This is a genomic window from Bradyrhizobium murdochi, from assembly GCF_000472965.1.
Lineage (GTDB): Bacteria > Pseudomonadota > Alphaproteobacteria > Rhizobiales > Xanthobacteraceae > Bradyrhizobium > Bradyrhizobium murdochi.
On the sequence record NZ_AXAU01000008.1, the window covers coordinates 179384 to 191854 of the forward strand.

General features: G+C 64.7%; 9 protein-coding genes. 1 reads left to right on the plus strand and 8 read right to left on the minus strand.

The genetic code is table 11. From position 1 onward, the window contains the following. Positions 1-183 precede the first annotated feature (183 nt). The gene (locus YUO_RS0117380; protein WP_028348430.1) at positions 184-1140 is read left to right on the plus strand and encodes a homocysteine S-methyltransferase family protein; all 957 of its coding nucleotides are present in this window, start codon (positions 184-186) and stop codon (positions 1138-1140) included. Between the two features lie 56 nt (positions 1141-1196). Here the strand turns inward: YUO_RS0117380 and YUO_RS44780 are convergent, their stop codons facing one another. The 8 genes from YUO_RS44780 to sdhA all read right to left on the minus strand — a co-directional run bounded on the left by YUO_RS44780 (position 1197) and on the right by sdhA (position 12471). Next, on the minus strand, positions 1197-3248 hold the full coding sequence (locus YUO_RS44780; protein ID WP_083754614.1) for an OmpA family protein: 2052 nt from the start codon (positions 3246-3248) through the stop codon (positions 1197-1199). Between the two features lie 226 nt (positions 3249-3474). Next, a complete protein-coding gene (locus YUO_RS44785) occupies positions 3475-3705 on the minus strand; it encodes a hypothetical protein (RefSeq protein WP_083754615.1) in 231 nt (76 codons plus the stop codon). An 83-nt stretch (positions 3706-3788) separates the two neighbouring features. Then, a complete protein-coding gene (locus tag YUO_RS0117395; protein WP_028348433.1) occupies positions 3789-4175 on the minus strand; it encodes a VOC family protein in 387 nt (128 codons plus the stop codon). A 42-nt stretch (positions 4176-4217) separates the two neighbouring features. Continuing rightward, positions 4218-5045, minus strand: coding sequence for an FkbM family methyltransferase (locus tag YUO_RS0117400; RefSeq protein WP_028348434.1), 828 nt, complete (start codon positions 5043-5045; stop codon positions 4218-4220). 241 nt (positions 5046-5286) lie between these two features. Next, on the minus strand, positions 5287-7281 hold the full coding sequence (locus YUO_RS0117405) for an ABC transporter ATP-binding protein/permease (protein ID WP_028348435.1): 1995 nt from the start codon (positions 7279-7281) through the stop codon (positions 5287-5289). A 118-nt stretch (positions 7282-7399) separates the two neighbouring features. Next, the gene (locus tag YUO_RS0117410; protein ID WP_028348436.1) at positions 7400-9565 is read right to left on the minus strand and encodes a hybrid sensor histidine kinase/response regulator; all 2166 of its coding nucleotides are present in this window, start codon (positions 9563-9565) and stop codon (positions 7400-7402) included. A gap of 152 nt (positions 9566-9717) precedes the next feature. Beyond that, the gene (locus YUO_RS0117415; RefSeq protein WP_028348437.1) at positions 9718-10503 is read right to left on the minus strand and encodes a succinate dehydrogenase iron-sulfur subunit; all 786 of its coding nucleotides are present in this window, start codon (positions 10501-10503) and stop codon (positions 9718-9720) included. Positions 10504-10629: 126 nt separating this feature from the next. Next, on the minus strand, positions 10630-12471 hold the full coding sequence (sdhA, locus tag YUO_RS0117420; RefSeq protein ID WP_028348438.1) for a succinate dehydrogenase flavoprotein subunit: 1842 nt from the start codon (positions 12469-12471) through the stop codon (positions 10630-10632).

The window sequence follows — 12471 nt, forward strand, 5'->3', positions numbered from 1 at the left end:
CGAAAGCCGCAGGAGCTTTGCGCCCTGCCGGCAACCATTTGATTTCGTATCATTTTGCAGCTCAAGGTTCATCCGCACCACGAGCCGCCTAGGCCGCCGCGACACTATGAGGCACCAACATCGCCGGACCTGGCCGATGCGCGAGAGACGTATCGAGGTCCTTTAATTCGCGGAGATGTTGAAATGGCCAAATATCGACACGCCCTGCCGCAGCGCCGCGGTGGCGTTTTTCTCGCCGATGGCGGCATGGAAACCACGCTGATCTTCCATGAAGGCGTGGAGCTGCCGCATTTCGCCGCCTTTGTGCTGCTGGATAGCGCCGAAGGGCGGGAAAAGCTGAAGCAGTATTATGCCGCCTATCTCGCGGTCGCGCGCGAGCATGGGGTTGGCTTCGTGCTCGACAGCCCGACATGGCGTGCCAATCCGGATTGGGGCACCAAGCTCGGCTATGACGCGTCCGCGCTCGCTGGGATCAATGTCCGTTCGATTGCATTACTCGAGGAGCTGCGCACCGGCTGGGAGCGGCCAGGCGCACCCTGCGTCATCAGCGGCGCCATCGGTCCGCGCGGCGACGGCTACAAGGCAGGCAACATGCAGGCTGACGAAGCCGAGGCCTATCATCAGGCGCAGATTGCGGCCTTTGTCGAAGGCGGCGCCGACATGGTCACCGCCTATACCCTTACCAGCATCAATGAAGCGATCGGCATCGCTCGCGCAGCCAAGGCGCTGGGGATACCTGCGGCCATCTCGTTCACCGTGGAGACCAATGGCCGCCTGGTGAAAGGCGAAACGTTGCGTGAGGCGATCGAGACCGTGGATCGCGAGACAGATGGTGCGCCCGAATACTTCCTGATCAACTGTGCGCACCCAACGCATTTCGAAGACGCGTTGAAGGCAGGCGAAGCCTGGACGGCACGCATTCATGGCATAAGGGCCAACGCCTCGAAAAAGAGCCATGCCGAACTCGACGAATCCGAAACGCTCGATGCGGGTGACCCGGCCGATCTCGGGCGGCGTTACCTTGCGCTCAGGAGCGCGTTTCCGACGATGCGCATTCTTGGCGGCTGCTGCGGCACCGATCACCGGCACGCCGCCGCCATTTGCGAGGCGTGCATACCGCCGCGCACCCTCAGCGCTTAACTCAAAAAAATGGCCGGGATTGTTCCCGGCCATTTTATGTTGATCGACTGCCAGGCTCAGCGCGGCGGCGCGGTGCAGGGCGGGGGCGGCGGCAGCGACGCCTGCCCGCCGCTGAGCAGCGGCGTGATGTTGCGGATGGTGACGCGCCGGTTGATCGGGCTCGGCCCGTCGGTCTGCTCCTTCAGGTACTGCTCGCCATAACCCTGTGAGGTCAGGTTTTCCGCTGGCACGTTGAACTGCTGCGTCAGCAAGGTGGCGGCGGATTCCGCACGGCGATCCGACAGCGATAGATTGTCGACGTCGTTGCCGACCGCGTCGGTGTGGCCCTCGATCAGGAACACCGCGCGCGGGTTTTGTTGGATTGCGCGGTTGAGGCCGTCGGCAATCACCTGCAGCTTCGCCGCCTGATCGGGCGGGATTTCCCACGATCCGGTTTCGAAGTTGATGGTGTTGACGTCGATGCTCGGCATGCGCTGGCGCACGGTCGGGCTGTAACGGATTTCGTCCAGCGAATAACGCCGTTCGATCCGTTCCACCGGCGGCGCCATCAAGGTGTCGTAGATCACCTCCGGTTCCGCTTCCTCGGCATCGACGATATAGCGGTTATACGGGATGCGTATCGTGGGCGGCGGCAGCGCGACGAAGAAGCCGCCGGTCGCCCGCGGATCGCGGTAGCTGTTGTCGATGATGATGATCTCGCGGCCGCGCTCGTCGCGGCGGATACGCCGCAGCAACTGGCCGTCGCGGCCCATCACGGTGATGACCTGGGTGCCGTCGGGCCTGATGACGACAGTACGGGTCTCGCCGCCGACGGTCTGGGTCTGGATGTCGCGTGCGCCATAGCGGAAGCGCTCGACCTCGTTGTGACGGACATAGGCCTGTCCGCCTGGATCGCGAACGATGATCCGGCCGGGTTCGGTGATAACCGTGCGGCCGCCTTCCTGAACTTCGCGACGCTGGCCGCGGAAGTCGTCGAGGCGCTGCGGCCCTGTAGCCCGAGTACCCGGGGCGATCACCCTGAGCGCCTCTTGGGTCGGAGGAGGCGGCGCCGGCAGTGGTGCCGTGACCTGCGGCGCACGCTGGAACGCCGGCGCGACCGTTGGCGGTGCGTTCTGGACCCGGCCGGGAGGCGGCGTCGCAGCCGGGGCAGCGGGCACGGCGGTCGGCGCCGCGGGCGCGGTCGTGGTGCCCGGAGCCGCCGGAGCGCCGGCAGCCGGGGGTGCCGTCGGCGTCGCAGTCGGCGCCGTTCCAGCGGGGGCGCCGGCGGGAGGCGGTGCGCCGGGGCGGGCCGTCGGTGGCGTTGGCGTCGGCGTTGGGGCGCCTGCGGCCGGAGGCGGTGTGCCGGGGCGTCCCTGCGGTGTAGTCGGGGCTCCCGCCGCCGGAGGCGTCGTCGGGGTCGGAGTACCCGCGGCTGGTGGCGTCGTGGGCGGGGCGCCGGGACGCGCCGGTGGCGCGGCCGTGCCGGGCGTTGGGGCCGTCGTCGGCGACGCGGCTGGAGCCGGTGTCGGCGAAGGTCTCGTGCCGGCCGCCGGGGGTGGCGGCACGGGAGACGGTGTCCCTTTCTGAGCGGAAGGCGGTGTTGGTGTCGGCGTCGGTGCCGCCGGCTGCTTCGGCGCAGTGGGAGCTGCCGCGGGTGGCGGAGGCGGTGGTGGGGTCGGACGCGCGGGTGCCGCCGCGGGAGGTGGCGGTGTCGGAGTCGGACGCGCGGGCGCGGCCGCAGGAGGCGGCGGCGGAGGCGGTGTTGGACGCGGCGGCGCGGCTGCCGGAGGAGGCGGCGCCGGCGTTGGACGCGGCGGCGGCGCAGCCGCTGGTGGCGGGGGCGTCGGTGCCTGGCGTGGCGGTGGGGCAGCCGCCGGTGGTGGTGGAGCAGGCGTGGGACGCGGAGGCGGCGCCGCGGCGGGAGGCGGCGGAGCAGGCGTCGGTCGGCTAGGAGCGGCGGCCGGCGGCGGTGCGCCCTTCGGCGGCGGTTGCTGCCCCTTGCCTTTGCCGTCCTCTTCCTTGGCTTGCGCCAGGACGAGCGGAGCGGTCTGGGCATGCGATGCGGAGCTCGCTAGCTGCGTTACCGACAGGGCAGTTGTGGCAAGCAGCACGATGCGAAGGTTTGTCATGATGTCCTTTGGTCTCCGGAAAAGGCCTGGCAGTGGAAAAGGCCTGGCAGTAACGGCAGTGCCGTATTGACGTATCAGTTGGTCGATCAGCAGCTAATCATTAGGCCGGATTGTGGCGGCTTACAAATCGCCCGTAGCCTTTTATTTCATGAAAGCAAAGGGTTGCATGGCCCCTTGTTCATTGCGCGTTCAGACGGTGCTTTCAAAGTTTGTTTCAAAGCTTGTATCATTCGGTCCCCGGATCGGTGGCTGGGTTAGGCGTTCGCGGGCCATTCGGCCCACGCACCGGTAGCTCGTCTGGCATCTCGCCCGGCAATTCCCGCGGCTGGGGCGGCCGGCCCGGTTCATGCACCGGTGGCGGCACCTCCGGACGAGGACGGCCCGGTGGCTCCTCGCGCGGCGGCTCGGTCGGTTGTCCCGGTGTCGCCGGCGGTACTTCCGGCGGTTCAATCGGCATCAGATCTCCCGGACTGCAAGTTCCGGGAGCGATAACGGCGACGCGGGCGTCAAGTTCCCGCATGATCCAATAATGGAACCGAGCTACTCGGGTGCGTGGCAGACGGCCTCGATGTTGTGGCCGTCCGGATCGAGCACGAACGCGCCGTAATAGTTCGGATGATAGATCGCGCGGATCCCGGGCGGACCGTTGTCGCGCCCGCCCGCGGCCATAGCCGCCTTGTAGAAGGCATCAACCGTGGCGCGGTCCTTCGCCACGATCGCGACATGCAGCGGCTTGTCCAGTCCGCCCTCGCCGCCGATCCAGAAATCGGGCTTGCCGTTGGCGCCGAAACCTGCGGCGGGCTGCTCGCCTGGGCGGTCCTGCTTGACTTCCATCACGAGAGCATAATCGAGCGGCGCCAGCGCCTTCACATAGAAGGCCTTCGAGCGCTCATAGTCGGAAACCGGAAATCCGATGTGGTCGATCATCAAGCTCTCCTGCGGTTTGAGGGATGGGTTTGCAACGGAAATTCAGCCTCGCGCCAATAGCGTGTTGCTGCGGGTCTTGCCGGTCTCGGCATAACCCCGCGAGCGCATGTCGGCGATGCAGTCTTGCTGCCATTCGTCCTTCGACAGATGCTCGATCACGATCGCGCGCGGCCACAGCGTTTGCGGAGCCTCGGCGAAGAAGCCGGTTAGCACGCGATCCTCAAATCCTTCGACGTCGATCTTGAGCGCGTCGACATGCGAGACACCAGCCTCCTCGAGGATGCGCTGCAGTCGCAGCGACGGTACCTTGATCGCCTTGCCGGAAGCCCCGCTTGATACGATGTGGCTGGCGCCGAGATTGTCGCCATCGGTTTCGATCATCAACTCGCCATCGGCGGGACCGGCGGCGGCCGCGACCAGCCGCACCTGCCTGTAGCCGGAGGCGGCGTTGTTGAAGGCAAGCCGCCCATGGGTCACCGGGTGCGGCTCGATTGCGATCACCTTGCCGCCGGCGCCGACATGGCGCGCCAGCGCAAGCGCGTAGGTGCCGACATTGGCGCCGACATCGACGAATACGCCGTCGGCGGGCACATGCGCACGGAGAAAATTCAGTTCTTCGAGATTGTAGTCTGGATTGAACAGCGCACCGCGCTCGGTGGCGCTGGCCTGATGATAGAAGCGGAACGAAGCGCCCTGGTATTGCACGTCGACAGGCCCTGTCCGCAACAGGTTCACCATCCGCGACAGCATCGGCCGGAACGCACCGCGTTTCAGCCGCGAGCGGTGGGCCAGCGAGATAATGGCGGCCTGTGCGGCATTCGGGGCGAACGCGCCGAACGGCGCGGGCGAAGGGTCGTTATCGGGCGTCAAACGGTGGTCCTCGGGTAGAAGCGGCGCATGCATAGCCGGTTTTACGGCAGCGAAACAGGTTCAATTTCTGTTGCGATCGATCGGTCTGCAAAGGCGGGGCACCGGTACGTTGCGGCCTATCTGCGTCATTGCGAGCGCAGCAAAGCAATCCATAGCGCGGCGAGTGAGGAGCTGGATTGCTTCGCTGCGCTCGCAATGACGGGCTGGATGGATCGTGCGCGCCACTCGGCGAGAAAGAGACCTACGCCGCCTTGTTCGCAGCTTTCCGATGGCGCAGGAAGCGACCGAGCAGGCGGCGTTGGTCCTTGCGCGGAATCAGGTCGACGTCACTGACTAACTTGGCGCCGCCCTTGCGTCGCTCCAGCACGATCTTGCGGCTATGGAACGCCTCCAACTCGGCGCGATGGGCGACGCTGACGATGGTGGCGTTCGGCAATTCCTTGATGACGAGGTCCATCATCTTGTCCTGGCTCTTCTCGTCGAGCGCCGACGTCGCCTCGTCCAGTACCACGATGTCGGGATTGTGCAACAGGAGGCGCGCAAACGCCAGCCGCTGCTTTTCGCCGCCGGATAACGTCTGGTCCCATGGTCCCTCTTCCTCGATCTTCTCTTTGAGATGGTCGAGGCCGACCTTGTGCAGGGCGTCACAGATCTGTTCGGTAAGCCAGTCCTCGGCAGCGCCGGGATAGGTAATCGCGCGGCGCAGCGTGCCGGAGGGGATGTAGGGTTTTTGCGGCAGCATGAAGAGCCGGCGGTCGGGATGGAAATTGACGCTGCCGCCGCCCCAGGGCCACAGCCCGGCCAGCGCGCGAACCAGCGTGCTCTTGCCGGTGCCGGATTCGCCGGCCACCAGCAGTCGCTCGCCGGGTTCGATCACCACTTCGGTGTCGTCAACCACGGCGGTGCCATCGTCGAGAGACACCGAGAGATCGTTGAGGCTCAGCATGGCGCCGCCTTCCGTCTTCCCACGCTGGATGCGGCCGATGCCGTCGCCCTGCTCGGCACGCTCCAGGCCGTCGAGCGACATCATCAGCGAAGCGATGCGGCGCGCGCAGGCGTTCCAGTCGGCCAGCCGGGGATAATTATCGACCAGCCAGCCGAACGCGGTTTGCACGATGGTGAAGGCGGATGCCGCCTGCATCACCTGGCCCAGCGTCATGCTGCCCTCGAGAAATTTTGGCGCGCATAATAATATCGGAACCACCGGAGCGATGAGGTGCGATCCCTGCGACACCAGCGTGGTGCGCATGTGCTGTCCGGCGAGCCGCGCCCATTGCTGCAGCACTTTTGAGAATGTCTTGTTGATGCCGTCGCGCTCTTCCTCTTCGCCGCCGAGCAGCGCGATGCTCTCGCCGTTCTCGCGCACGCGGGTCAGGACATAGCGGTATTCGGCCTCGGCCTGGTTCTTGTTTTCGGACACCTGCACGAAGCTTCGTCCGATCGCCGTGATCGAGCCCGAAGCGATCGCAGCGTAGATGATCGCGGCGATCACGAGGAAGCCGGGGATGGTGACCGTCGAGTCGGCCAGCGTGATCGTGAGCGCTCCGCCGATGGTCCAGAGCACCACGATGAAGGTGGCGGCTGACAGAAATGCCGATGTGACGCCGGCAACGAAATCCACCGGCGAATCGGTTGCGATCCGCAAATCCTCCGCGATGCGGTATTCGGGATTCTGATGATCGCCGCCGACCAGGTTGAGTTGATAGTAGCGGCCGTTGGCCAGCCAGCGCGAGATCACCGCATTCGTGAGCCAGGCGCGCCAGCGCCGTTGAATGCCCATGCGGGCGAACACCTGGGCCATGCCAAGCAACGTGCTGCCGATGGCCAGCGGAAAGAACACCGCGGTGAGAAAATAGACGGTCGCGGCGTCGCGCCTTTCGATAGCGTCGAAGATTGCGCGATGCCAGACATTGATGCCGTACTGAAATCCGACATTGGTGACGATCAGGAGCAGCAGGCTGATCGATAGCAGCCACGCCAGCCGGTCGCCGCCGCTGCCCCAGTAGCCGCGCGCGCTGATCCAGAACCGGGTCAGCAGATAATTTTTGCGGGCCTGCTCAGCCTCCTCCGGAGACATTTCCGGATCGGGCTCGACGACCTCCGGCGGCGGCGGTTCGACACGTTCGCCGCCTTCCGCCGTGACATCCACGAACTCCGAATCTTCTTGCTGCTCAGGGGATTTCTTGGCTGAGGATTTCCTGACAGATGGCTTGGGCTTCACATCGGATCTGGCCATGCCGCGATAACGTAAGGGAAATCAGATGGTTCCCGCTGGTAGTCTGAGTGTCCCTCGGCCGTCATTGCAATGACGTGGAAAACGCCGAAGCCAATCATTGGCACTTACGGCGCCTGGATCACGCCCGCGTTTCCGCGCTTTGCTCTACCTTCTGCCGGCCAACCCGGTGCAGCACACGGGAGAGCTCCTCGATCGAATAGGGCTTTTGCAGCAGCTCGAAACCGTAGCTGCCGTGCTCCGACAGCACGTGGCTGTAGCCGCTGGTCAGAACCACCGGCAGGTCTGGATGGCGGCGGCGGACTTCCTGGGCGAGTTCAATACCGGTCATGCCGGGCATCACGACGTCGGTGAATACGGCATCGAAATGCTCGGCGCTGGCCGCCAGTTCTTCGAGTGCATGCACGGCGTTGCCGACGAGTCTGGTCGCGTAGCCGAGTTCGGCCAGCGCATCGGTAGCGAAGCGTCCGACCTCGGCATTATCCTCGACCACGAGCACCGACATCCCGCTTCCGTCGATCGCCGCGGCATCTGCTGCCGGCATCTGTCGCGATTTGACGCTGCCGGCGGTGCGCGGCAGATACAGCGTGAAAATGCTGCCCTTGCCCACTTCGCTGGACACAGCCACTTCGCCGCCGGATTGCTTGGCGAAGCCGAACACCTGCGACAGGCCGAGCCCGGTGCCATGGCCGGCCTGCTTGGTCGTGAAGAAGGGTTCGAAAATGCGTTCGAACTGGTCCGGCGGGATACCGCTGCCGGTATCGGCGACGGATACGGCCACATAACCATATGGATGTTGCGGCTGCGGGGCGGCGTTGGGCAGGCTGGCTGCCATTCCGACCGCAATCGTCAGCCGCCCGCGGCCTTCCATGGCGTCCCGCGCGTTCACGGCCATATTGATGATGGCGGTTTCGAACTGGCCGGCGTCGGCGTTGACGAAGCACGGCTCTTCCGGCCCAAGGATGACAATTTCGATGCGCGAACCGATCAGGGTGCCGATCATTTCACTCAGCATCTGCACGGTCCGCCCAACGTCGAACACCTCCGGCTTTAACGTTTGCCGCCGCGCGAAGGCGAGCAATTGACCGGTCAGCTTGGCGGCGCGGGTCACCGTATCCGAGATCGCATCGATGTAGCGCAGCCGCCGCGCTTCCGGCAGGTCAGGCCGCCGCAACAGGTCCACGGAAGCAAGGATCACCGTCAGCAGATTATTGAAATCGTGCGCAACGCCGCCGGTCAACTGGCCCAGCGCCTCCAGCCGCTGACCGTGCTTCAGCGCTTCCTCGGCCACCCGGCGCTTCTCGGCCTCGAAATGAAGATGGCGCGTCCGGCGCAAGGCGAGCCCCAACAGGGCAAACAGCAGCGCGGTGGCCGGCGCGCCGAAAATCAGATGCTGGCTCATGGTGGACAGCCAGCGTGCCCGGATCACCGACGTCTCGAGGCCGGCGCTGACATAGATCGGGTATTCGGCCAGCCGCTGATGTCCGAGGCGCCGTTCGATGCCGTCGGTCGACGAGGTCACGGTGACGAGGCCGGACTTGGTATCGGCCTTAGTATCGGCTTTGGTATCGGCCGTGGTCGGCTTTCCGATCGGGTCGCTGCGGTCGAGACGGACCTCGCGGCCTGCGGTGGGAAAACGCGCCAGCACGGTGCCGTCCGCGCGACCGACCGCGAAGAAACTGCCCGGCTCGCGGCCGATCCGGGCGTAGTAACTTTCGAAATACTGCGGCAGCACAGAGGTCTGGATCACACCTGCGAAGCTGCCGTCCTCGCTCGGGCGCCGTCTGCCGACGCCGAAGAATGCGGCGCCCTGATAGGGTGGCCGCGGCGCGAGCGCCTCGCCAATGTAGGTTCCGATATCGCCGGCGACGTGGGCCTTGAAATAGTCCCGGTCGGAAAAATCGATCTCGGGCGCCGGGACAACGAGGCTGTTGACGAGGGCATGGCCCTTGGCGTCGAAGATCCAGGCCGACTTCACCTGCGGCAGGGAGGCGACCAACTGCTTCAGCCGCAAATGCAGCGCTTGTTCGCGGGCAACGATGTCAGCGTCGGGAAGGTCGCGGATGATCTCGGCGATCTCCGACAGGCTGCGGTCGATGGTCTCGAATACTTTCAGCGCATGCTCGTGCGCGACATCCAGCGTGCGCTCGATTTCACGGTCGGCCGTTTCGCGGATCGAGACCCAGGAGACAGCAGATGCAAATACAAAGAGCGCCAACGGAAGCGCCAACGAGGCGACCATCATCCATTGCAGCAGTCTCAGCGAATTAGGTTGCGCGGTCTGCACGCTCGCTCCGGCTTCGTGGCGAGCTTAACGCAAACTCGTGCTAGGAATAAAGCGGAGCGGCGATGGGAACTCGCGCTTCCGGCGGCCAAGCCGGATTGATCATAATCGATTCAAATCCAGCCGTTCGCGGTATCCGGGCTACGGCATCACGTCTAGATCTGGCGCTCGACCATCTTCAGCTTGAGCTCGGCGATGGCTTCCGACGGGTTCAGGCCCTTCGGGCAGGCCTTGGCGCAGTTCATGATGGTATGGCAGCGGTAGAGCCGGAACGGGTCTTCGAGGTTGTCGAGCCGTTCGCCGGTGGCTTCATCGCGGGAATCCTTCACCCAGCGCGTCGCCTGCAGCAGCGCGGCGGGCCCGAGGAAGCGTTCGCTATTCCACCAGTAGCTCGGGCAGGAAGTCGAGCAGCAGGCGCACAGGATGCACTCGTAGAGGCCGTCGAGCTTTTCGCGGTCCTCGTGGCTCTGCTTCCATTCCTTCTGCGGCGTCGGCGTGGTCGTCTTCAGCCACGGCTCGATGGAGGCGTATTGCGCATAGAAATTGGTGAGATCGGGCACCAGGTCCTTGACGACCGGCTGGTGCGGCAGCGGGTTGACCTTGACCGCGCCACCTGCGGCCACGTCGTGCATCGATTTGGTACAGGCCAGCGTGTTCTGGCCATCGATGTTCATGGCACAGGAGCCGCAGACGCCTTCGCGGCAGGAGCGACGGAAGGTCAGCGTCGGGTCGATGTTGTTCTTGATCCAGATCAGGCCGTCGAGCACCATCGGCCCGCAATCGTTGATATCGACATGATAGGTGTCGACGCTCGGGTTCTTGCCGTCGTCCGGATTCCAGCGATAGACGCGAAACTCGCGCGTTTCGGTCGCGCCTGCCGGTTTCGGCCAGGCCTTGCCGCCGGTGATCTTCGAATTTTTCGGAAGCGTGAATTCAGCCATTATTCTAACCTTTCGTCATTCCGGGATGGTCCGAAGGACCAGACCCGGAATCTCGAGATTCTCAGGTGCGCAATTGCGCACCATAGTTCGATGCTTCGCATCGCCCCGGAATGACGGTGTTGGTCATCAATACACCCGCGCCTTCGGCGGGATGTACTGGACGTCGTTCGTCATCGTGTAGTCGTGCACCGGGCGATAATCGATCACGGTCTTGCCGTTCGGATCGATCCAGGCCAGCGTGTGCTTCATCCAGTTCTTGTCGTCGCGCTCGGCAAAGTCCTCGCGCGCATGGGCGCCGCGGCTTTCGGTGCGGTTCGCCGCCGAATCCATGGTGACCACCGCCTGCACGATCAGATTATCGAATTCGAGCGTCTCGATCAGGTCGGAATTCCACACCAGGGAGCGGTCGGTGGTCGCGATGTCGCCGATGCCGCCATGCACCTTGTGAATCAGGTTCTGGCCTTCGTGAAGGATTTCGCCGGTGCGGAACACCGCGCAATTGTTCTGCATCACATGCTGCATGCTGTCCCGCAGCTTCGCGGTCGGCGTGCCGCCCGAGGCATGGCGGTAATGATCGAGCCGTCCGAGCGCCATGTCGGCGGAATCCTTCGGCAATTCGGGCTGCTTGCCGTTGGGCGTCAGCTTTTCTGCGAGCCGCAGCGCTGCCGCGCGGCCGAATACGACGAGGTCGATTAGCGAGTTGGAGCCGAGCCGGTTGGCGCCGTGCACGGACACGCAGGCCGCTTCGCCGATCGCCATCAGGCCCGGCACCACCGCATTGTCGTCGCCGTCCTTCTTGGTCAGGACTTCGGCGTGATAATTGGTGGGAATGCCGCCCATGTTGTAGTGCACCGTCGGCACGATCGGAATCGGCTCACGGGTGACGTCGACATTGGCGAAGATCTTCGCCGATTCGGAAATGCCGGGCAGCCGTTCCTGAAGCACCTTCGGATCGAGATGATCGAGGTGCAGATAGATGTGGTCCTTCTTCTTGCCGACGCCGCGGCCTTCGCGAATCTCGATGGTCATCGAGCGCGAGACCACGTCGCGGGAGGCGAGGTCCTTGGCGGAGGGCGCATAGCGCTCCATGAAGCGCTCGCCCTCGGAATTGACGAGATAGCCGCCTTCGCCGCGCGCGCCTTCGGTGACGAGACAGCCGGCGCCGTAGATCCCGGTCGGGTGGAACTGGACGAACTCCATGTCCTGCAACGGCAGGCCGGCGCGCAGCACCATGCCGCCGCCGTCACCGGTGCAGGTATGCGCCGAGGTGCAGGAGGCGTAGGCGCGGCCATAGCCGCCGGTGGCGAGAATCGTGGTCTGGGCACGGAAGCGGTGCAGCGTGCCGTCGTCTAGATTGAGCGCGATGACGCCGCGGCAGACGCCCTGGTCATCCATGATCAGGTCGATGGCAAAGAATTCGATATAGAACTCGGCCGAATGGCGCAGCGCCTGGCCGTACATCGTGTGCAGCATGGCGTGACCGGTGCGGTCGGCGGCGGCGCAGGTGCGCTGCGCCTGGCCCTTGCCGTAGTCCATGGTCATGCCGCCGAACGGACGCTGGTAGATCTTGCCGTCCTCGGTGCGCGAAAACGGCACGCCCCAATGCTCCAACTCGTAGACGGCTTCCGGCGCATTGCGCACCATGTATTCGATCGCGTCCTGGTCGCCGAGCCAGTCCGATCCCTTGACGGTGTCGTACATGTGCCAGCGCCAGTCGTCGGGATGCATGTTGCCGAGCGAAGCCGAAATGCCGCCTTGGGCCGCGACAGTATGCGAACGTGTCGGGAACACTTTTGTAATGCAGGCGGTGCGCAGGCCAGCCTCGCTGCAGCCGACCACGGCACGCAGGCCGGCGCCGCCGGCGCCGACGACCACGACGTCGTAGATGTGGTCCTCGATCGGATAGGCTTTTCCGTTGGTGGCCGGGCCACTGCGGCTCGTGGCCTTGCCGTTACCTTCAGCAGCCAT

Excerpts from the sequence above, each read along its gene's own strand:
- YUO_RS0117380 (WP_028348430.1), top strand. The coding sequence starts at position 184 with ATGGCCAAATATCGACACGCCCTGCCGCAGCGCCGCGGTGGCGTTTTT.
- YUO_RS44780 (WP_083754614.1), bottom strand. The coding sequence starts at position 3,248 with ATGACAAACCTTCGCATCGTGCTGCTTGCCACAACTGCCCTGTCGGTA.
- YUO_RS44785 (WP_083754615.1), bottom strand. The coding sequence starts at position 3,705 with ATGCCGATTGAACCGCCGGAAGTACCGCCGGCGACACCGGGACAACCG.
- YUO_RS0117395 (WP_028348433.1), bottom strand. The coding sequence starts at position 4,175 with ATGATCGACCACATCGGATTTCCGGTTTCCGACTATGAGCGCTCGAAG.
- YUO_RS0117405 (WP_028348435.1), bottom strand. The coding sequence starts at position 7,281 with ATGGCCAGATCCGATGTGAAGCCCAAGCCATCTGTCAGGAAATCCTCA.
- YUO_RS0117415 (WP_028348437.1), bottom strand. The coding sequence starts at position 10,503 with ATGGCTGAATTCACGCTTCCGAAAAATTCGAAGATCACCGGCGGCAAG.
- sdhA (WP_028348438.1), bottom strand. The coding sequence starts at position 12,471 with ATGGCTGCTGAAGGTAACGGCAAGGCCACGAGCCGCAGTGGCCCGGCC.